This window comes from Duganella sp., assembly GCF_039595735.1.
Lineage (GTDB): Bacteria > Pseudomonadota > Gammaproteobacteria > Burkholderiales > Burkholderiaceae_D > Rugamonas.
Map to the genome: position 1 here is coordinate 357,459 of NZ_JBCNLB010000003.1, position 21,245 is coordinate 378,703.

Consider the following 21,245-nt stretch of genomic DNA (forward strand, 5'->3'; position numbering starts at 1 on the left):
ATTGATCAAGCGCAGGCCGGCCATGGCGGCAATGGCTACACTGGCCGGGTTGCCGTTGCCGGGTGCCGCCATGCGCGTCTGCTTCACAATCGATACGGAGTTCAGCATTGGCGGGGCGTTTGCCGACCCTGCATTGCCGCCGGTGGGCGTGCCGATGGTGCGCTGCGACGTCGATGGCCGCTCGCAGGGGCTGGAGTTTCTGCTGCACTGCTTCCAGCGGCACCATATACAGGCTACCTTCTTTGTGGAGACGGTGCAACGGCATTACTTCGGCGATGATCCCATGCGTGCGCTGACGCGGCGGATCGCTCAACACGGGCACGAACTGCAACTACATGTACATCCTTGCTGGTCGGTGTTCCGGCACGCGGACTGGCCGCAACGGGTGGCGCGCGCGCCGCGTCAGGACGACCTGGCCGGGCGCGAACCTATGTCCACCATTGCCCTGCTGCGTGATGGACTGGCGGCGTTCGCGCAATGGGGGCTGCCGCCGCCGCAGGTGTTCCGCGCGGGCAGCCTGCAGCACGACGACAACCTGTATCGCGCACTCGCTGTCCTGGACATACCGTTTAGCTCAAACATTGGCCTCGGCATCTACGACAGCGGACTGGCGCACTACCAGCTATACGCAGGGCGCCATATGCTGCAAGGCGTGCTTGAATGCCCGGTGTTGTCCTATGCAGATTGGCCTGGACACCGCAAGACCGTGTCCATCTCGGGCAGCAGTTTCGCGGAGCTGCGCTGGTTGCTGGAGCAGGCCTGTGCCGCAGGGCTGGAACTGATGGTAATCCTCAGCCATCCATTTGAATACGTGCAAAGCCGTGGCGATGGCTTCCGCCGGCTGCGGCGCCACGCGGTCAATCAGTCGCGCCTCGAACGGCTGTGCGCCTACGTGGCGGCGCACCCGCAGCGCTTCCAGGCCAGCGGCCTGGCCGCGGCAGCCGCACTGCCAATCACACCGGCGTCGTCGCGCAATCCGCTGCTGCGCGGGCGGCCATGGCATACCGCCGCCCGCCTGGCCACCCAAGTGATCTACGACCGCTACGGCCAGTTGCTGCTGGCCTGCCTGGCCGCGAGGAAAACATGAGCATCCGCGTAGCAACAGCGGCGCGCTATGGAAGCTGGCGCGGCGCCGTGCGCCTGCTGCTGGCCCGCCTGGCCCTGCGCTGCGGGCTGCTGCGCGCATTCCGTCTGCGTCATCCGCAGCGCGTGCGGCGCGTGGTATTCGTCTGTCTCGGCAACATCTGCCGCAGCGCTTATGCGCAATGCGTGGCGGCCGGCATCGGCATGCCGGCGGCGTCGATCGGACTGGCCACCTGCACCGGCGCCTTGTCGCCGGCCGCCGCCGTGCATGCGGCCCTGCGCTGCGGCGCGGATCTGACCATGCACCGCGCCACCGATATGCGCGACTTCGGCATCCTGCCCGGTGATCTGTTCATCGCCATGGAAATCCGCCAAGCGCGCGAGCTGCGGCGCCGCCTGGCCGGGCGCAATGACATTCAGATCGCCTTGCTCGGCCTGTGGTGCACGCCGGCGACGCCGCACCTGCACGATCCCTATACCCTGTCCGACGCCTACTTCGACCACTGCTTCGCGCGCCTTCATCAGGCAGTCCACGCCCTGCACCACACCTTGAAACAAAGCGCCCCATGAACCGCTCATTCTCCCTCTACCTCGACCTGGTACGCGTCATCAGCGCACTGCTGGTGGTGCTGTACCACGCGAACCTGCGCTCGCTCAGCGTGGACAAGATGGCGTTCAGCAACCACGGACACGCCGCCGTGATCGTGTTCTTCGTCTTGTCCGGCTACGTGATCGCCCACATCACCGCCACGCGCGAGACCACGCCGCAGGAATACTGGGCCAGCCGCCTGGCGCGCCTTTACTCGTTGGCGCTGCCCGCAGTGCTGCTCACCCCCCTGCTGGACCTGCTGGGAGAAGCCATGGCGCCGCAGTTCTACGATGGCCGCACCACGCACGACCTGGGCTGGCTGCGCATGCTCACCAGCCTGGCCTTCATGAACGAGGCATGGACACTGTCCATCATGTCCTTCTCGAATGTGCCATATTGGTCGCTGTGCTACGAATTCTGGTACTACGTGCTGTTCGCCATCCTGACATTCACGCGCGGGCGCAGGCGGCTGCTGTGGACTGGCGCGGTGGCGCTGCTGATCGGTCCCAAGATCCTGCTGCTGGCGCCAGTCTGGGCCGCCGGCGTGCTGCTGCACCGCTGGGACGCCTTGAAGCGCATCGACCGCCGCTCCGCCGCCGCCCTGCTGCTGGCGTCCTGCGCCGCCTACGCCCTGTTCCACAAGCATGGCCTGACCGAGGCAGGCAGCGCATGGCTGCGCCAATGGATCGGTGCCGACTGGCATCGCCAGCTGGCGTTCTCGCGCTACTTCATCACCGACTACCTGCTTGCCCTGATCGTGGCCTGCCACTTTGTCGCCATGCGCGCGCTGGCGCCGCCGCTACACGCCGTGGCGCCGCTGGTGCGTGCCGCTGCCGCCTGCACATTCAGCATCTATCTGCTGCATCAGCCGCTGATCCAGTTCTACGCGGCGCTGTTCAATGGCGATCCCGCCAGACCGGGCTTTTACGTCATCACCATGCTGGCCGTCATCGCCACCACCGTAACCGCCGCCGTGCTGACGGAACGCCTGCGCCATCAATGGCGCCTCCGGCTGCGGGCATTGCTGACGCCGCCGCCACCCCAGCCACTGCCGGCCGTGGTACTGGGCATCGACACGCCCATCGGCCTGGCCATCATCCGTGACCTGGGCCGGCACGGCGTGACGGTGTATGGCATCGCACGCAGCGAGGGCGCACCCGGATTGGCATCGCGCTACCTGCACCGCGGCCTGCTGCGCGCCGACGACGTGCTGGCACAGCTGCGCCGCCTGAGCGATGAGATAGGCCCGGCAGCCTTGTACGCCATCGCGGAAACCGACATCCTGGCCCTGAACCAGGCGCGCGCGCAGTTGCCCGCTTACCGCTGCATGTTTGCTGACGCGGTGCGCATGGAGCGCGTGCTGCGCAAGGATCTGACCTACGCCGCGGCGACGTCGGCCGGCGTGTTCGTGCCGCGTACCTGGCATCCGGCCAGCATCGACGACGGCGCCACGGCCGCGGCACAGGCGCACTACCCGGTGGTGCTGAAATGGGCCGATCCGAACGCCATGATGCCGCTCCTGCGGCAGGCCGGCATGGCCCTGCGGAAGGTCGAATATTGCGCGGACGCGCCAGCGTTGATGGCCTGTCTGCGCCGCTACCAGCCGCTGGGCCGCTATCCCATGGTGCAGGACTACTGTGGCGGTCATGGGCTCGGGCAGTTCGTGTTGATGAGGGATGGACAGGCGCTATGCCAATTCCAGCACCAGCGCCTGCACGAGTGGCCGCCGGAGGGCGGCACCTCGACCCTGTGCATGTCCTTGCCGCCGCAACGTCATGCGGACCTGATGCGGCGCTCGGTGGCGCTGCTGCGCGCGCTGGCATGGGAAGGGGTGGCAATGGTCGAATACCGTTACGATCCCGCCACCGGGCGCGCCGCCCTGATGGAGGTGAATGGACGCTTCTGGGGCAGCTTGCCGCTGGCCTGCCAGGCCGGCGCGCATTTTCCCTGGTACTGTTACCAGGCATTCGGACTTGGATTGGAGGTGGACGTCAGGCCATATGCGGCGGGCGTGCGATGCAGGTTTATGACCGCCGAGACGCGGCGCTTGCTGCGCGTACTGTCGTGGCGCGAACTGGCCGGCTATCTGTGGGAGTTTGTACGGCCCCGCTCAGGCTACTTCATCTTCGACTGGCGGGACCCGATGCCGCTGTGGCGCGACCTGCGCCACAGCGTGCTTCAGCGGGTGCGGGAGCACCGCTACCTGGCCAAGGCCAGATGACTTACTTGCCGATCACCGTGACCTTGGCGGAACCGCCGCCACTCAGCTTGCCGGCCGCGTCGTCCCATTTCAGGACGGTGACGGTCGACTTGCCCTTCTCGTAGTCATAGCTCACGCCATCGTCGTCATACAGGCGGAACTCGCCGTTCTTGCCCGGGTAGACGTTGATGCCGGCGATCGCCTGTTTGGTGGCGGTGGACTGCACTTCGGCGCCGATCGGCACGATCGATCCTGCTTTGACGAACACCGGAATCTGGTCGATCGGCGCGGCCACTTTGACCCAGCGGCCGCCGGACAGCTTCTCGTTGGTCCAGAAGTTATACCAGTCGGCGCCGGCCGGCAGGTACACATCCTTCTCGGTCTGGCCCTGCTCCGTTACCGGCGCCACCAGGAAGGCCGGGCCGAACATGTACTGGGTGCCGATGTTGGCCACGTTCGGATCGTTGGCAAAGTCCATCCACAACGGACGCATGAACGGCGCGCCGGTATCGTGGGTGAACTTGGCTTGCGAGTAGATGTAAGGGATCAGCTGATAGCGCAGCGTGTCGAAGCGCGCCATCACCGCCTCCGCCTGTTTGCCGAAGGCCCAGATCTCGGCCGCCTTGCGTTCGCCGTGCAGGCGCAGCGTCGGCATGAAGGTGCCGTACTGGAACCAGCGCGTCAGCAATTCCGGATAGTCATGGTAATTGCCCACCACATCGCGTGCATCGGATGGATCGAGCAGCGGCGGTTTGACGGCCGACGACTCGCGCGGCAGATTCTGCCAGCCGCCGATGTCATTGCCCCAGTAGGCGATGCCGGATGCGGTCATGTTCAGGCCAGTCGGCACCTGGCGCGCCAGCGCTTCCCAGGTCGGATGAATATCCGAGGACCAGAACAAGGCGCCGGTACGCTGCGAGCCCAGATAGGCGGCGCGCGAAAGAATCAGCACGCGCTTGTTCGGCTTCCAGGCGCGCATGTTCTCGGCCACGCCTTCCACGTGCAGCAGCGGGAACAGGTTGTGATAGCGGTCGCCCGAGCCGATCGAGTAGAAGAAGCCGCTCGGCACCAGATCCGGCTCGGTCTCGTCCAGCCACGGATAGTCGAAGCCCTGCGACAGGATGTTGTCGCGCGCCTTCTCCCAGAACCACTTGCGCGCGGCCGGATTGGTCGGGTCGATCAGGCCGCCGGTGCGGTCGGAGCGGAACGGCAGGCCATCGACGGTCTTGCCATCCTTGTCCTTCAGCAGATAGCCCTTGGCATCCAGCTCATTGAAGTAGCGGCCCGAAGTTTCATAGCGCGGCCAGATCGAGATGATCGACTCCATGCCCATGTCGTGCAACTGCTTGTTCATGCCTTTCGGGTCCGGGAACTGCGCTGGATCGATGTCCATCTGGCCCATGCGGGTCCAGTAGAACCAGTCCAGCACCATCACGTCCAGCGGATACTTCTTCTCGCGGTAGGTCTTCGCCACGCGCATCAGTTCCTGCTGGCTGTCGTAGCGGGCTTTCGACTGAATCAGGCCGAAGGCGGACTTCGGCGGGATAGGGGTCTTGCCGGTCACGCGGGCGTAGCCCGAGTAGATCTCTTCCGGGGTCGAACCGGTGATGATGAAGAAGCTCACGCGCTCGCCCACATTCGACTGGAACGAGGTGCGGCCATTCACGCCGGCCACGAAGCGGGTGACGGACGGGTTGTCCCAGACGATGCCATAACCCTTGGAGGACACCATGAACGGCACGCAGACGCTTTCGCCGGCCGGCGCATCGTACCAGTGTTTGCAATCGAGGACGCGGCCGCGCAGGTCCAGCTGGCCGAGCGATTCCTGGTTCTGGCCCATGCCGTAGTAATGCTCATCGCGCGCCACCGAGAACGAGGCGCCGACCTGGAAGGTCTTTTCGGTGTTGACGGTTTGCGGCGACATCTCCCAGCCATTCATGCTGACGATCTGCTCGCCCTTGGCGTTCAGCACCTGCAGGCCGACCGGCGCCAGCGACGGCGCGAAGTATTTCTGGCCCTGGGTAGGAACCGATGGCGGCGGCGCCGGATTGACCCGCACCGTCATGGCGGAGGACGTGAACACGTCGGTCTGGCGGTTGCCGCCGGTGTGACGGAAGGCGCTGTTGTCGCTGTTCTTGGGCAGGATGCCGTAGCCCGGGCCTTTCAGCACCTCGGCCTTGTCAACGGCAATGGTGACGTGCACCACGTTAGGGCCATAGGCCTCTATCGATACGAAAGCGCCGTCGCGGTCCAGGGTGGCGATCGGGGCGGCAAATGCGGAAGCGGAAAATGCAAAAATCGATGCGAGCGCGGTAAATACCGGCGTAGGGGCGAGCAGTCTCATAATCCTCTCTTATAGTGGAGTTGTGCACCGCATTGTGCGTCTTCATTTTCGAAATATCAATTACGAAAATCACCAAGTCCGGCTATGAAAAGAGTGATGCAACGAACAGAACCCGCCGCCCCGCCAGCCTAGCATGGAGCACTTTAGCCTATCTGACAGGAGAGCGGTTTGAATATCCAACGCTATCTCGCGCCATTTTCCAATGTCGACGGTGAAGAGCTGCTGCTGGCGGCCGGCGCCACCGTCATCACCTTTGTGGCGATCTACGCCTTCCTGCGGCTGCTGCGCAAGCGCCTGTGCCGCCACGACGAAGCCGGCCGCTCGGACCGCCCCATGGTCCAGCTGATGAAGGAAACGCTCAACCGCACCAGCATGCTGGCGGTGCTGGCGATCTCGCTGCTGGTCGGCCTCAAGACGCTGGAACTGACGCCGCTGTGGGAGGACCGGCTCGGCCACCTGTGGTTCATCGTGCTGGGGCTGCAGCTGGTGCTGTATCTCGACCGTGCGGCCACCCTGGGGGCGCGCCGCTACTTTCGCAACCATGCCGAAACGCCGGATTCCCCCACCACCGTCGCCAATACCCTGATGGTGTGGGCGCTGAAAACCACCTTGTGGGTCATATTCCTGCTGGCGGCGCTGTCCAACCTTGGCATCAACGTGTCCGCGCTGGTGGCCAGCCTGGGCATCGGCGGTATCGCGGTGGCGCTGGCGGTGCAGAATGTGCTGGGCGACCTGTTTGCCTCGTTGTCGATTGCTGTCGACAAGCCGTTTGAGGTGGGTGACGCCATCGCCATCACCAACGTGTCAGGCACGGTGGAACATGTGGGGCTGAAAACCACCCGCATCCGCTCCGACTTTGGCGAGCAAATCGTGATCGGCAATTCGGAGCTGCTGAAGAACGTGGTGCGCAACTACAAGCGCATGCAGAACCGCCGCGTGCAGTTCTCGCTGCGTATCAATCCCTCTACGCCGGCGGCGCTGGCGGCCAAGGTGCCGGAAGCGCTGATGGGCGTGATCAGCCGCCAGCCGGACGTGCGCGCCGACCGTGTGCACCTGAAATCGGTCAGCCAGGATGCGCTGGAGTTCGAGCTGGTGTTCTATGTGCTGAACTCCTCCTACCTGAACTACATGAATGCCCAGCAAGCGGTGCTGCTGGGCGCCCTGGAGGTATTCAGCGAACTGGGTGTCGACGCCAGCGCGCCGACGCGCCGCCTGCAGTTTGAACAAGGCGCGCAGGCCGCCAACGAGATGATGCCGGACCGGCGCCAGCAGGCGCGCCCGCACTAAGGGCATCAGGGCTTGAGCTTTTCGTCCTCCGCCTGGGCTTCTTCCATGGCGGCGGGCTCCAGCTCCTCGGCCGAGCGGTTAAGGTAAACGAACACGCCCCATGCCGCCAGCAGGACGCCGACGCCGGCCACCAGCGCCGCCACGTACAGCAGCTCGCTGGCATCGTCATGCACGGCGCGGAAGGTGGCCACCAGGCCTTCGATCGCCAGCGCCACCACAACCACCACGAAAAAGCGCGACAGGAAGCGGCGCACGCGGGTGGGCGCGCTGATATCGGCATCGCGCACCACCTCCTCCTCGATGATGGTCTCGGCGATCTGCAGCGCCACCACAGCGGCGGCCAGGATGCCGATCGCCTCGATCACTTCCTGCGCGGCGGCCAGGCCGCTGTCGGCATGCGCGGCGTGCCATCCCAGCTGCGCGCCCAGCACAATCAGGAACAAAGCGCCTGCGGTGAACAGCAAGGCGATCATCGCATGCACAACGCCAAAGGCCAGCATCAGGTGTTTCATGGTCGGCTCCACGGAATTATTTTGCGCATTGTAGAGCGCCCGCCGCACGCTGATTGTGCGCCACTGCACAGTTAAAATTTCTAATCGTGACTTTTCAAATCCTTGATCTGAATCAAAGTTTTTGTCCATGGACGGGTGGGACAATGCGCATGGCTTTCATCAAGGACAAACAAGATGTACAAGATTTCGGCTTATCTCGATCAGGATCACCGCCGCTGCGACGAGCAGTATGCGGTGGCCGAATCGGATGTCAACCTGCGTAACTGGGACGCAGCCCGCAGGAACTTCCGTATTTTCCACGAGATGTTCGAATGCCACCTGGACAAGGAAGAGCGGGTGCTGTTCCCACGCCTCGATCACGCGCTGGGCAATGGCTACGGCTCCTCGGTGGTGATGCGGGAAGAACACCGGCAAATGCGCATCATGGTGGCGCAGTTACAGCGCGCCATCGCGCGCCAGGACTACGACGCCTTCCATGAACATTCCGGCAATCTGCGCGCGCTGACGCGCCAGCATCACCTGAAAGAAGAACGCCTGCTGCATCCCCAGGCCGATTTCCTGCTGGCGAAGCAGGCCGACGCCATCATCGCGGTCATGGACAATCTGTACCACGTTGACGCGGCATGACCACCGGGCTGTATATCAGCGCCTGCCTGCGCCAGGCCAGGCCGCGTCTGAGCACCCTGCTCAAACTGATGTTTGGCGAGGCCCTGGCCTTCGGCCAAAACACACTGTGGCTGGGCAGCGTGATTGAATTGATCGAGCCACTCGGCTTCCAGGAACGCACCATCCGCACCGCCCTGTTCCGCCTCGCCAGGCACAACATCATTTCCATACAACGCCATGGCCGCCGCAGCGCGTGCAGACTGACGCCGGAGGCGGCAAGCGCGGTGCTGGAGGCGCGCCATCGTCTCAGCCAGCCGGCCGTGCGCAGCTTCGACGAGAAATGGTCAATGGTGGTAAACACCGGCGACATCAGCGCGGCGCGTTTCGCCAGCGCGCGCAAGCACTTACTGGAGCAGGAATACTGCCTGCTGGCGCCCAATCTGCTGGCACGCCCGGCCTCCTACCTCGCACAGCACGAAGTCCTGGACCTGGCCCGGTTTGACGTCAGCGGCAGCCAGCTGGCGGCGGCCGCGCGGCAGCCGGACGTCGGCAACGATCTGGAAACGCCTGCCGCCATGTACCAGCAGTTCCAGCAGCGCTTCCTGCCGCTGCGCCAGATGCTGGGTCAGCGCGGCGCCTTCAATGACGAACAGGCTTACGTGGTGCGGATGCTGGTCAGCCACGCCTACCAGCACTGCCGCCGCAGCGATCCGCTGCTGCCGCGCGAGCTGTTGCCGGAGACCTGGCCGGCCAGCGCAGCCCAGCAAACCTACGTCGCCCTCTACAACGGCTGCGCCACGCAGGCGCGGCGCCACACCATTACGAAAAACCAAGCATGAAGCCCACCCTCAGCGTCACCACCAACCGCCAAGGCGCCCGCATCCACCGGATCATCGACGACATCACCTACCCTACCCGCACCAGAAAACCGGAGATCCGCCGCGACCCGATGGTGGCCGCGCTGTTTGGCGCCGCATCGGTGCCGAAACAGGCCGGCGACGCCGATTTCCATTCAAAGCCACGCGGCTGAGAATATCAAGTTGACATACATGGTCGTCACGGACACACTGTATGCATGCTTGCCTCTCTTTTTCGATCCGGTCTGGCGAAAAGCCTGCTGTGCGCCACCCTGGCAGTGCCCGGTATTTGCACCGCAGAGAGACTGGTAATCGATTACGTGGTGTCCAACACCCCGCAGCGCAGCGCCTGGATCGGCATCATCAACCAGTTTGCCGCCGCCAACCCGGACATCCAGATTTCGCACCACGGCTATCCGCAGGAACAGTACAAGCGGGACTTCGGCGCCCGCCTCCAGAACAATCCCGCCGACGTGGCGTTCTGGTATGCCGGCGAGCGTCTGCGCGACGCCGCCAGAAATAAACTGCTTGCACCGCTGGATGCCGACATGGTGGCGCTGCTCAGGAAGCAGAAGTTCGTCACCAACGCGATTGAAGGCACGCGCATCGACGGCGAGGTATACGGTTTTCCGCTGTATTACTACACCTGGGGTTTCATCTACCGCAAATCGCTGTTCGAGCGGGTCGGCGTGCGCCCTCCGGTCACCTGGACCGAATTCCTGCAGGTGTGCGAACAGCTGAAAGCAGCAGGCGTGACGCCGCTGGGGCTGGGCGCAAAAAGCGTGTGGCCGGCGGCCGGCTGGTTCGACTACCTCAACCTGCGCCTCAATGGCCTGGACTTCCACCACAAGCTGCTCAGCGGCGAGGCGCGCTTCAGCGACGCGCGAGTGCGGCAGGTGTTCGATACCTGGGGCGAGCTGCTGCGCAAGGGCTACTTCCTGGACGCCACCATCGAGCAGGAATGGGACCGCGTGCTGCCCTACCTGTACCGCAACCACGTCGGCATGATGCTGATGGGGAGCTTTGCCGCCGCGCGCTTCCCGCAGTCCATGGCCGCCGACATGGGCTTCTTTGCCTTTCCTGCGCTGACGCCGGCAATGCCCCTGTATGAGGAAGCGCCGCTGGATGTGCTGGTCCTGCCGGCCAATGGCGCCAACCCCAAGGCGCGCAAGCGCTTCCTGACCTACCTGGCCGAGAGCGACGCGCTGCGCAGGATTGCCGATGCCGATCAAACACTGCCCGCCAGGACCGGAGCTTCGTCCCACAACGTCCTGCTGGCGGAAACCACCGCCGCCACGGTCGCCAATGCCGCCGGCCTGACCTACTTCTTTGACCGCGACGCCAGGGCGGAGCTGGTGACGCCGGTGTACGAGGGCTTCCGCCAGTTCCTGAAAGCGCCGCACGACGCTGAACAGGTGATCCGTTACATCGAGCAGGCGCGCCGCAAGGAACCGCTGTGATCTAGACTGGGTGCACGATCCACATCCAGGCGCTCAGCGTGAAGAACGAGATCACCATGCAGATCAACAAAGCGGCGGCGCTGCGGTCGGCTTCGCCGTAAGCCAGCGCCAGGATGGGATAGATGCTCAACATCGGCATGGCCGCCATCAGCAGCGCCGCCGCCCGCAGATCCGGCGTCATCGGCATCACGCCCAGCAGCGGCAGCAGCGACGCCACCAGCAGCACCGCCAGCGGATGGCCGATCAGCTTTGCCGCCACCAGCGGCAGCACCCGCTGCCAGCCGCTGGCCAGCGGCAAGCCATACAGCGTGCCGCCGATCGCGAACAGCGACACACTGCCGCTGGCCTGCGCAAACAGGTTCACGGTACGCACCACGGGCTGCGGCAGCTTCAGTTCCGCCAGGCTCACCACCAGCCCCGCCATCACCGCCAGCACCAGCGGATTGCGCGACAGGCGGCGCACCGATTGTTTAAGGGTTTGATGCCAGGTGCCGCCACTGCCGCCGGCGCGCGCGCTTTCCGCCATGGCCAGCAATATCGGCAGCATCACCAGATTCTCGACGATGACATTCAGTCCGAGCGCCACGCCGGCCACCGGCGCCACCGTCAGCATCAGGATCGGAAAACCGATAAAGCTGCTGTTGGAGCAGGACACGCCCATCGCCAGGAAAGTGCTGCGGGTGCGGTTCAAGCCGCCCAGCCGGCGGCCCGCCGTATAGGCCAGCGCCAGCATCAGCAGGGAGCCAGCCAGGTAGGACAGCAAATAGCCCGGATGCAGGATCTCGCCGATGCGGCGTTGCGCCAGCGCGTTGAAGATCAGCGCCGGCAAGGCCAGGTTAAGGACAAACTTGCCAAACACCTGCATGTCGGCGCGGGCGAACAGGCCCATGCGGGTGGCGAGATAGCCCGCAAGAACCACAAGATAAATCGGCCCGGTGATGGCGAGGATGTCCAGCATGTCTTACCCGTTTAAGCAAAGGGTGAACATATTGCCACACCTGGCCCTGGTCTGCCAGCCGCCGCCTTTCCGCCGCACGCTATGGGCGGTCGACAATGACGTAATGTTTCCTGACTGGTTCGACCACTTCAAACACGCCCTTGAAGTTAGCGGGGATCACCATGGCGTCGCCGGGGCCGGCCTCGGCGGCGTGACCGTCTGCGTCAATCACACGGCAGCGGCCTTCAAGCACATAGAAATACTCATCCTTGTGCGGCCCGAAGGCGATGCGCCAGCTGCCGCGCTCGCAGGCCCAGATGCCGGCGCTGACTTCGCCGCTGGCACTGGTAAAGTGATTCCACGTGGTGCGCTGCGGATTCCCCACCAGGCGCCGCTCCGCGCGCGGATGATCAAACTCCGGCTCAGGCGATTGCAGGCGGAATGTGGTGATGGCGGGCTGCATTTCAGCGCACGTCCAGCAGTTCGACGTCGAAGATCAGGGTGGCATTGGGCGGGATCGGGCCGGCGCCGCTTTCGCCGTAGCCCATGGCGGCCGGCACGATCAGCGTGCGCTTGCCGCCCACTTTCATGCCTTTGACGCCTTCATCCCAGCCGGGAATCACCTGCCCCGCGCCCAGCGCGAAGCTGAACGGGCCGCGGCCGTTGGACGAATCGAACTGCGCGCCGTGCTGCTGCGGCGAATTCGGCTCGTACAGCCAGCCGGTGTAGTTCACCACTGCGGTGGCGCCGGCCACGGCTTCCCTGCCCTCGCCGGTGACGGTATCGATTTTCTGGAATGGCACCGCGGCGGCAGCCGAGGCGGAAGCGGCAGCCGGCGCCTTGGCGCGCTCGCAGCCGGTCAACGCAAAAGTCAGGCTCAGGCCGATAACACAGGTGGAAAGCAGTCGTTTCATAGCGGTCTCAACGTCAATGGGGTCCTGAATATAGGCGAAACCACACGGTTTGTCGATACCTGACTGCGGTCCGCGCCGGGCGCCAGCCCGCTTGCCAGCAGCTGCCCCGGCTGGTGCAGTTCCTCAGGTAAGCTGCAGGCCCTCCAGCGCCTGCCGCAGCTCCTGGCGCAGCGCCGTCAGCTGCGGCGCCACCGCCTCCAGCTGGCCGGCGTCGGCCAGTTTTTCAATGCGGGCGCAGCGCGTGTGCAGGCTGTCGACGCCCAGATAGGCGGCCGCCCCCATCAGGCTGTGCGCGGCCAGCGCCACCGCCGTGGCATCACCGGCCGCCAGTCCCTGCTGCGCCACGTCCAGCAGGCGCGGTCCCTCGGCCAGGAAGGTGGCGCGCATGGCGCGGTACAGCTTGTCATTGGCTTGCGGCGCCGGCACCCCGGCCGCCGACGGCGGCGCCACGCCAAACATGGCGTCCAGCTCCGCCAGCGCCGGCCGCGGTTGCGCCGCCGCGCGCTGCTCGCCGATCAGCGTGCGGCCCCGGGCCTGCAAGGCGGCCAGCTGGCGCGCAATTTCGGCGTGCAGATCGTGCTCGTCGATGGGCTTGGCCAGGAAACCGCTGGCGCCGGCCGCCAGGAAACGCTGGCGGTCGTCGGCGGTGGCGTTGGCGGTCAGCGCAATCACCGGCAAGGCGGCGTCGCGCACGCCATCCAGGCCGGCGCGCAGGCGCTGCAGCGCGGCCAGGCCGTCCATGCGCGGCATGCGGCCGTCGAGGATGACCAGGTCGTAGTCGCGCGCGGCCAGTTCTTCCAGCGCCGCCACGCCATCCTCGACGATGGTGATCAGATGGCCCATCTCGCCCAGCAGCTCACGCAGGATGATCTGGTTGGTGCTGCCATCTTCCGCGCACAGCACGGCCAGCCGCGCCGCATGCGGCCGCAGCGGTTCAGGCGGGCGTTGCGGTGCCGGCGTGCCGCGCGCCAGCGGCAGGTGCACGCGGAACACGCTGCCCACGCCAGGCTGGCTGCTGGCCTCAATGTGGCCGCCCATGGCCGCCACGATGTTCTTGCAGATGGCCAGGCCCAGCCCGGTGCCGCCGTATTTGCGCGCGGTGGCGGCGTCGGCCTGTTCGAACTTCTGGAACAACCGCCCCAGCGCGTCGGCCTCGATGCCGATGCCGCTGTCGCGCACGCTCAGCAGGATGCCCTGCCCGGCCTGCTCGCTGACGCTGACCCGCACTTCGCCGCGCTCGGTGAACTTGATGCCGTTGCCAACCAGGTTGACTACCACCTGCCGCAGCCGGGTCGGATCGCCGCGCCACCAGGCCGGCAAGGCCGGGTCCAGTTCGGCGATCAGCGAGATGCCCTTGGCTTCGGCGCGGTCGGCCAGCAGGTCGACCACGTCGTGCAGCAGGGTGGCCAGGTCAAAGTCCAGCGTTTCCAGCGGCATCTTGCCGGCCTCCAGGCGCGAGAAGTCGAGGATGTCGTTGATGATCTGCAGCAGCACCTCGGCATTGCTCAGGCTCAGGCGCAGCTTGTCGTGGGTGTTGGGCGCCAGCCCGCTATCCTTCAGGGCCGAACGCAGCATGCCGATCACCCCGCCCAGCGGAGTGCGCACCTCGTGGCTGATCATGGCCAGGAAGTCGCTCTTCAATTGGTTGGACACTTCGGCCGCGCGGCGCGCCGCCAGCGATTCGGCGTTGCGCGCGTGGATGGCGCGCTCGCGCACCAGCGCCCCGGCCAGGCCATGCAGCAGATAGGTGCAGGACACGCTCAGCACCGCCGACACCAGCAGGAAATTCAGGCTCAGGATGGCCCAGTGCGCCAGCGGGCTGAGCGTCATCACCGCCATGCCCGGTTCGATGCCGCCCAGGTAGCCGGCCAGGAACAGCGTGGCGCCGCACCACAGCAGCGCCAGCATGGCGGCGGTGGCGCCGATCAGCACGGTGCACAGCACCGGCACCGCCAGCAGGTATATCTGTGACAGCGGCCCCAGCGAAAACAGCAGCACCACCGCGATCAGGTAAGCGATCGCCAGCAGCGCGCCGGCGCGCCAGCGGTAGGCCAGGTCGCGCCGGTAGTGCAGCACGGCGGTGCCGGCCAGCGCGGCCACGTCGGCCAGCGCCAGCGGCCAGTGCCCCTGGCGCACGCTGCCCCACATGCTGGGCAGCACCGCCAGCAGACCGAGCCAGAATGCCACCGCGCACAGCCCCTCCAGCAGCCGGCTGCGCCAGCCCTGCAGGTCGTGCTGGCCCTGCGCCCGCGCTTGCGCGCGGCGGTACAGGGCGGCGCCCCAGGCGCCCAGCGGCAGGCGGTCCTTCAACACCGGTCAGCGCGCCTGGTTCAGCGCCGAGCGGTGGCGGGCATAGGTGAAATACACCACCAGGCCGATCGCCAGCCAGATCAGGAAGGCGATCCAGGTCACGGCGCTGAGGAACACCATCAGCGCGCCGCAGAACAGGATGGCCAATGCCGGGATCAGCGGCACGCCCGGGCAGCGGAAGGCGCGCGGCAGGTCGGGACGCTGCTTGCGCAGCACGATCACCGCCACCGACACCAGGCAGAACGCGGCCAGCGTGCCGATATTGGCCAGCTCGCCCAGCACCTGCAGCGGCACCAGCGCGCCCAGCAGGCCAAACACCAGGCCGACCAGCCAGGTGGCCACGATCGGCGTGCCGGCGCCGTTCAGCGCCGACAGCCTGGGCGGCAGCAGGCCGTCGCGCGACATGGCGTACAGCACGCGGCTCTGGCCAAAGGCCATCACCAGGATCACGGTGCTCATGCCAAGGATGGCGCCGAGGTCGACAAAACCGGCAAACCAGTTTTCACCGGCAAACTGCAGCGCCAGCGAGACCGGGTGGTCGACGCCCTTGAACTGGGTGAACGGCACGATGCCGGTCATGATGCCGGTGACGATTACGTACAGCACGGTGCACACCGCCAGCGAGCCGATGATCCCGATCGGCAGGTCGCGCTTAGGATTTTTCACCTCTTCGGCGGCGGTGGTCACCGCGTCGAAGCCGATGAAGGCAAAGAACACCAGCGCGGCCGCGCTCATCACGCCATTCACGCCATACGGCATGAAGGGATGCCAGTTGGCCGGCGCCACATGGCGCGCGCCCACCAGGATAAACAGCAGCACCACGCCGATCTTGACCACCACCATGATGTTGTTGATGCGGGCCGACTCGCGCACGCCCAGCGACAGCATCACCGTCAGCACCATCATGATGACGAAGGCCGGCAGGTTGAAGAAGGTGGTCACGCCGGGAATCGCGCCGGGCGCGGCCGACAGCGCCAGCGGGATGTGCAGGCCAAAGCCGCCCAGCAGCGACTGGAAATAGCCCGACCAGCCGACCGACACCGCCGAGGTCACCAGGCCGTATTCAAGAATCAGGTCCCAGCCGATCATCCAGGCGACGATTTCACCAAGAATGGCGTAACTATAAGTATAGATACCGCCAGCTACTGGCAGTATGGAAGCAAATTCGGCATAGCACAGCGCGGCAAAGCCGCAGGCGAACGCCGCCACCACGAAGGACAGCGCCAGCGCCGGGCCGGCGGTGGTGGCGCCGCTGCCGGTCAGGACAAAGATGCCGGTGCCGACAATCGCGCCGATCCCCATCAGGACCAGGTCGACGGGGCCAAGGACCTTGCGCAAACCGCCCGGCGTGGCGCTGGCCGCGCGCATGGCGTCGAAATCCTTGGTTCTGAAAATACTCACTGCTGCCTCCATTGCTTGTTAAAACTGCACCATCTTGTTGAAGCGCGGCAGTATGACACAAGTCGCCGGTGTTGGCCGGAAAGTGGCGGCGTCCTGGCGTGCCGCCGGCAATTATGAATTTCACCAACCTGCACAATAATTCTTCTGCAAGTACGCTGCCGGGCCCGCTCTTGGGCAATAATGCGAGCCGGGTTCTTTACTGTGAGCTATTCATGACCGCTTTTTCGACTCTCGATTCCATTGTTTTCCTGGTGTATTTCGTCCTCGTGGCCGGCTACGGCCTGTGGGTGTACAAGCGCCGCCAGAGCACGTCCGGCCTGGCCTCGCACGACTACTTCCTGGCTGAAGGTTCGCTGACCTGGTGGGCGATTGGCGCCTCCCTGATCGCGTCCAACATCTCCGCCGAGCAGTTCATCGGCATGAGCGGCTCCGGCTACCGCATCGGCATGGCGATTGCCGTGTACGAGCTGATGGCGGCCGCCACGCTGGTCATCGTGGCCGTGTTTTTCATGCCAGTGTATCTAAAACACCACATTTACACGATGCCGCAATTCCTGGAGCAGCGCTACGGCAAGGCGGTGGCCACCACCATGGCGCTGTTCTGGCTGGGCCTGTACGTGGTGGTCAACCTGACCTCCATCCTGTACCTGGGCGCGCTGGCGATCAGCAGCCTGTCGGGCATTGCCCTGCTGCCGTGCATGCTGTTCCTGGCCGTGTTTGCCGCCATCATCACGCTGGGCGGCATGAAGGTGATCGGTTATACCGACGTGGTACAGGTGACCTGCCTGGTGGTCGGCGGCCTGGTCACCACCTGGCTGGCGCTGGACATGGTGGCTGCCCTGGCCCAGGGTCACGGCGCCATGCGCGGTCTGACCGAGCTGTACGCCAGCACCCGCGACCACTTCGACATGGTGCTCAAGCGCGACAACCCGAACTATATGGACCTGCCGGGCCTGTCCATCCTGCTGGGCGGCATGTGGATCGTCAACCTGAACTACTGGGGCTGCAACCAGTACATCACCCAGCGCGCGCTGGGCGCCGACCTGCCGACCGCACGCAAGGGCCTGCTGTTTGCGGCCTTCCTCAAGCTGCTGATGCCGGTGATCGTGGTGCTGCCAGGTATTGCCGCGTTTGCGCTGGACCGTGCCGGCGTGCTGGGCGACGCCATGCGCCAGGGCGGCGAGCTGAATCCGGACCGCGCCTACCCTATCCTGCTGGGTCTGCTGCCGTCGGGCCTGAAAGGCGTGGCGTTTGCCGCCCTGACCGCGGCTGTGGTGGCCTCGCTGGCCGGCAAGGCCAACTCCATCGCCACCATCTTCACGCTGGACATCTACAAGAAGCTGTTCAACCGTGAAGCCAGCGAGCAGCGCATGGTGTGGATCGGCCGCCTGACCGTGGTGGCGGCCATGCTGCTGGCGGTGCTGATCGCCCCGCTGCTGGGCATCGACAAGCAAGGCGGCTTCCAGTACATCCAGGAATACACCGGCTTCGTGTCGCCAGGCATCCTGGCCATGTTCCTGATGGGCTTCTTCTGGAAACAGACCACCTCCGGCGCGGCCATGTTTGCCACCGTGGGCGGCCTGATCGGTTCGATCATCCTGAAGTTCCTGCCGACCATGATGGACCTGTCCTTCCTGGTGCCGATCGGCTTTGCCAAGGCGAACGCCGCCGGCGTGCCGGAAATCCCCTTCCTCGACCGCATGTTCATCGTGTTCTTCGTGGTGGTGGCCGGCATGGTGCTGATCAGCAAACTGTCGCCGCAACGCGGCGCCGACAGCAAGGGCCTGGAGATCGACACTTCGCTGTTCCGTGTCGACCGCGGCTTCGCCTTCGGCACCGCAGTGATCGTGGCCGTGCTGGTGGCCGTGTACGCGCTGTGGTGGTAAGCGTTTGAGATCGCAGGGCCGGCCGCTGGACGGCCGGCCCTGCAGGATGGCGGCTATTTGCCCTTGTAGATCCCGGCTTCCAGGATCACGTCGCCGTGCTTGACGAAATACGTGCTCTTCTTTTCAATCTCGCCGGTCTGCGGATTGTTGTAGCGATAATCCACCCAGCCCTTGCCCTCCGTCTGGGCGCGGTCAATAATTTCCTTCCTGAACAATTTCCCGTCGGCATCCGGCAGCGGCACGGCGTTTTTGCCGACCAGGCGCGGATTGGTGGGATGGGCCAGCTGCGTGCCGTCCAGCGCGCGCACCGTCAGATAGGTCTGGGGATTCACAAACTCCGGATTTTTGGCGTTGACTTCCTTGATCAGGGCGTCCTTGCCATGCTTTTTCAGGTAGGCGGCGCCCTTGTCGACCATGGCCACGGCGACGGCGGTGTCATCCGCCGCCTGCACCAGCGGCGCGGCCAGCGCCAGTGCGCAAACGATTCCAGCGATGTATTTCATGTCATCCTCCTTGGGCAGTATGCAACCCTACCTTAGAGCAAAATCGCACCGCGCTCAATAGCCGGCCCGGACCGTGTTGCGCGACGGCGGCTCAGCCTTGCCGCTGTGCGGCCCGGCGGGCGCGGGCGGCGTGCAGCTTGCGGTAGCTGTCCAGCAGGCGCTGGTGGCGCTCCAGGCCTTCCAGCCGCATGCTGGTCGGGGTCAGGCCGTGGAAGCGCACGCTGCCGTCCACCGCGCCCAGCACCGCGTCCATGCGGGCGTCGCCAAACATGCGGCGGAAGTTGTGCACATAATCGTCCAGTTCCAGCTCCTCATCCAGCACCACTTCCAGCACCACGTTCAGGGCCTGGTAGAACAGGCCGCGCTCGACGGTGTTGTCGTTGTATTGCAGGAAGGCGCCCACCAGCTCGTGCGCTTCCTCGAACTGCTGCAAGGCCAGATTGATCAGCAGCTTCAGTTCCAGCACGGTGAGCTGGCCCCATTCGGTGTTTTCGTCGAACTCGATGCCGATCAGGGTGGCGATGTCGCCGTACTCGTCCAGTTCGTTGTTTTCCAGACGGTCCAGCAGCGCGGCCAGCTGCTTGTCGTTCAGGCGGTGCAGGTTCAGCACATCTTCGCGGAACAGCAGCGACTTGTTGGTGTTGTCCCAGATCAGGTCTTCCACCGGATAGACTTCCGAATAGCCCGGCACCAGGATGCGGCAGGCGGTCGCGCCCAGCTGGTCGTACACCGCGGTGTAGACTTCCTTGCCCATGTCGGCCAGGATGCCCAGCAGCGTGGCGGCCTCCTCGGCGTTGGCGGCGTCGCCCTCGCTGGTGAAGTCCCACTCGACAAATTCATAGTCGGCCCTGGCGCTGAAGAAGCGCCACGACACCACGCCGCTGGAATCGATGAAGTGCTCGACGAAGTTGTACGGCTCGGTCACGGCTTCGCTGGCGAAGGTCGGGCGCGGCAGATCGTTCAGGCCCTCAAAGCTGCGCCCCTGCATCAGCTCGGTCAGGCTGCGCTCCAGCGCCACTTCCAGGCTTGGATGGGCGCCAAACGAGGCAAACACGCCGCCGGTGCGCGGGTTCATCAGCGTCACGCACATCACCGGGTATTGACCGCCCAGCGAAGCGTCTTTCACCAGCACCGGGAAGCCCTGCTCTTCCAGGCCTTTGATGCCGGCCACGATGCCGGGATACTGGGCCAGCACCTCTTGCGGCACGTCCGGCAGCGCGATCTCGCCTTCCAGGATTTCGCGCTTGACGGCGCGTTCGAAAATCTCCGACAGGCATTGCACCTGCGCTTCCGCCAGCGTGTTGCCGGCGCTCATGCCGTTGCTGGCGTACAGGTTCTCGATCAGGTTGGACGGGATGTACACCGTCTCGCCATCCGACTGGCGCGTGAACGGCAGCGCGCAGATGCCGCGCTTGACGTTGCCGGAGTTGGTGTCGATCAGATGCTTGCCGCGCAGCTCGCCGTCGGCGTTGTAGATGGCCAGGGTGTAATCGTCCAGCAGGCCGGCCGGCAGCTTGTCTTTTGCCGCCGGCTTGAACCATTTCTCGTCCGGATAGTGGACAAAGTCGGCGTTGGCGATGTCCTCGCCCCAGTAGGCGCCGGCGTAGAAGTGGTTGTTGCTGATGCGCTCGATGTACTCGCCAAGCGCCGAGGCCAGCGCGCTTTCCTTGGTCGCGCCCTTGCCGTTGGTGAAGCACATTGGCGAATGGGCGTCGCGGATGTGCAGCGACCACACGTTCGGCACGATATTGCGCCACGACGCGATTTCAATCTTGATGCCCAGCTCCGCCAGCAGGCCGGACATGTTGGCAATGGTCTGCTCCAGCGGCAGGTCCTTGCCCAGGATGTAGGTGCTGCTGTCGGCCTGCGGCTTGACGGTCAGCAGGGCTTGCGCGTCGGCGTCCAGGTTGGCCACTTCTTCAATGATGAAGTCCGGCCCCTCCTGCACCACTTTTTTCACGGTGCAGCGGTCGATCGAGCGCAGGATGCCCTGGCGGTCTTTCTCGGAAATGTCTTCCGGCAGCTCGACCTGGATCTTGAAGATCTGCTTGTAGCGGTTTTCCGGGTCGACGATATTGTTCTGCGACAGGCGGATGTTCTCGGTCGGAATGTTGCGCGTGTTGCAGTACAGCTTGACGAAGTATGCCGCGCACAGGGCCGACGAAGCCAGGAAGTAATCGAACGGGCCCGGCGCCGAGCCATCGCCCTTGTAGCGGATCGGCTGGTCGGCAATCACCGTGAAGTCATCGAATTTGGCTTCGAGACGGAGTTTATCGAGGAAGTTGACCTTAATTTCCATGAGAGGTGTATTGCCTTAAAAATCAAAGGGTTAGAAGTTTAACACAGTTCCAACCCT

18 protein-coding genes are annotated in these 21,245 nt (G+C 64.9%); 9 read left to right on the plus strand and 9 right to left on the minus strand.

The annotated features are described in order from the left end of the window. Positions 1–22: 22 nt before the first annotated feature. The 3 genes from ABDW57_RS09040 to ABDW57_RS09050 are packed head-to-tail and all read left to right on the plus strand — an operon-like array spanning position 23 to position 3,893. Positions 23–1,087: a hypothetical protein gene (locus ABDW57_RS09040; RefSeq protein ID WP_343729874.1), complete on the plus strand. Its 1,065-nt coding sequence runs from the start codon at positions 23–25 to the stop codon at positions 1,085–1,087. Continuing rightward, a complete protein-coding gene (locus ABDW57_RS09045; RefSeq protein ID WP_343729875.1) occupies positions 1,084–1,653 on the plus strand; it encodes a hypothetical protein in 570 nt (189 codons plus the stop codon). Before ABDW57_RS09040 ends, ABDW57_RS09045 begins: the two co-directional genes overlap by 4 nt. After that, a complete protein-coding gene (locus ABDW57_RS09050) occupies positions 1,650–3,893 on the plus strand; it encodes an acyltransferase family protein (protein ID WP_343729876.1) in 2,244 nt (747 codons plus the stop codon). The genes ABDW57_RS09045 and ABDW57_RS09050 overlap by 4 nt, the downstream gene beginning before the upstream one ends. A 1-nt stretch (position 3,894) precedes the next feature. On the opposite strand, the gene ABDW57_RS09055 is transcribed toward ABDW57_RS09050, so the two are convergent. Next, positions 3,895–6,216, minus strand: a complete 2,322-nt coding sequence (locus ABDW57_RS09055) for a glycoside hydrolase family 31 protein (protein ID WP_343729877.1) — start codon at positions 6,214–6,216, stop codon at positions 3,895–3,897. Between the two features lie 168 nt (positions 6,217–6,384). Between ABDW57_RS09055 and ABDW57_RS09060 the strand changes: the two genes are divergently transcribed. Then, positions 6,385–7,503 carry a mechanosensitive ion channel family protein gene (locus ABDW57_RS09060; protein ID WP_343729878.1) on the plus strand — a complete coding sequence of 373 codons (1,119 nt, stop codon included), beginning with the start codon at positions 6,385–6,387 and terminating at the stop codon, positions 7,501–7,503. 5 nt (positions 7,504–7,508) lie between these two features. On the opposite strand, the gene ABDW57_RS09065 is transcribed toward ABDW57_RS09060, so the two are convergent. Continuing rightward, the gene (locus ABDW57_RS09065) at positions 7,509–8,015 is read right to left on the minus strand and encodes a hypothetical protein (protein WP_343729879.1); all 507 of its coding nucleotides are present in this window, start codon (positions 8,013–8,015) and stop codon (positions 7,509–7,511) included. A 174-nt stretch (positions 8,016–8,189) separates the two neighbouring features. On the opposite strand from ABDW57_RS09065, the gene ABDW57_RS09070 reads away from it, so the two are divergent. From ABDW57_RS09070 to ABDW57_RS09085, 4 genes are read left to right on the plus strand one after another with little or no spacing between them, the layout of a single operon-like run. Next, a complete protein-coding gene (locus tag ABDW57_RS09070) occupies positions 8,190–8,642 on the plus strand; it encodes a hemerythrin domain-containing protein (protein ID WP_343729880.1) in 453 nt (150 codons plus the stop codon). Beyond that, positions 8,639–9,460: a PaaX family transcriptional regulator C-terminal domain-containing protein gene (locus tag ABDW57_RS09075; RefSeq protein WP_343729881.1), complete on the plus strand. Its 822-nt coding sequence runs from the start codon at positions 8,639–8,641 to the stop codon at positions 9,458–9,460. The genes ABDW57_RS09070 and ABDW57_RS09075 overlap by 4 nt, the downstream gene beginning before the upstream one ends. Next, positions 9,457–9,651: a hypothetical protein gene (locus tag ABDW57_RS09080; RefSeq protein ID WP_343729882.1), complete on the plus strand. Its 195-nt coding sequence runs from the start codon at positions 9,457–9,459 to the stop codon at positions 9,649–9,651. The genes ABDW57_RS09075 and ABDW57_RS09080 overlap by 4 nt, the downstream gene beginning before the upstream one ends. Before the next feature lie 45 nt (positions 9,652–9,696). Continuing rightward, positions 9,697–10,938: an extracellular solute-binding protein gene (locus ABDW57_RS09085; protein WP_343729883.1), complete on the plus strand. Its 1,242-nt coding sequence runs from the start codon at positions 9,697–9,699 to the stop codon at positions 10,936–10,938. A gap of 1 nt (position 10,939) precedes the next feature. Here the strand turns inward: ABDW57_RS09085 and ABDW57_RS09090 are convergent, their stop codons facing one another. The 5 genes from ABDW57_RS09090 to ABDW57_RS09110 form a co-directional block, all read right to left on the minus strand. Then, positions 10,940–11,896 (minus strand): AEC family transporter, encoded by a 957-nt coding sequence (locus tag ABDW57_RS09090; RefSeq protein WP_343729884.1) that lies wholly within the window; start codon positions 11,894–11,896, stop codon positions 10,940–10,942. Between the two features lie 79 nt (positions 11,897–11,975). Beyond that, complete coding sequence (locus tag ABDW57_RS09095; protein WP_343729885.1) at positions 11,976–12,338, minus strand: cupin domain-containing protein; 363 nt, start codon at positions 12,336–12,338, stop codon at positions 11,976–11,978. A gap of 1 nt (position 12,339) precedes the next feature. Beyond that, on the minus strand, positions 12,340–12,789 hold the full coding sequence (locus ABDW57_RS09100; protein ID WP_343729886.1) for an FKBP-type peptidyl-prolyl cis-trans isomerase: 450 nt from the start codon (positions 12,787–12,789) through the stop codon (positions 12,340–12,342). Between the two features lie 123 nt (positions 12,790–12,912). Continuing rightward, complete coding sequence (locus ABDW57_RS09105) at positions 12,913–15,102, minus strand: ATP-binding protein (protein WP_343729887.1); 2,190 nt, start codon at positions 15,100–15,102, stop codon at positions 12,913–12,915. A 3-nt stretch (positions 15,103–15,105) separates the two neighbouring features. After that, positions 15,106–16,500 (minus strand): amino acid permease, encoded by a 1,395-nt coding sequence (locus ABDW57_RS09110; protein ID WP_343729888.1) that lies wholly within the window; start codon positions 16,498–16,500, stop codon positions 15,106–15,108. 212 nt (positions 16,501–16,712) lie between these two features. Here ABDW57_RS09110 and ABDW57_RS09115 point away from each other — a divergent pair, with 212 nt between their 5' ends. Next, the gene (locus tag ABDW57_RS09115; protein ID WP_343729889.1) at positions 16,713–18,386 is read left to right on the plus strand and encodes a sodium/solute symporter; all 1,674 of its coding nucleotides are present in this window, start codon (positions 16,713–16,715) and stop codon (positions 18,384–18,386) included. 53 nt (positions 18,387–18,439) lie between these two features. On the opposite strand, the gene ABDW57_RS09120 is transcribed toward ABDW57_RS09115, so the two are convergent. After that, entirely contained in the window at positions 18,440–18,889 is a 450-nt protein-coding gene (locus tag ABDW57_RS09120; RefSeq protein WP_343729890.1) for a cache domain-containing protein, read from the minus strand. Positions 18,890–18,980: 91 nt separating this feature from the next. Beyond that, a complete protein-coding gene (locus tag ABDW57_RS09125; protein WP_343729891.1) occupies positions 18,981–21,188 on the minus strand; it encodes an OsmC domain/YcaO domain-containing protein in 2,208 nt (735 codons plus the stop codon). Between the last annotated feature and the right edge of the window lie 57 nt (positions 21,189–21,245).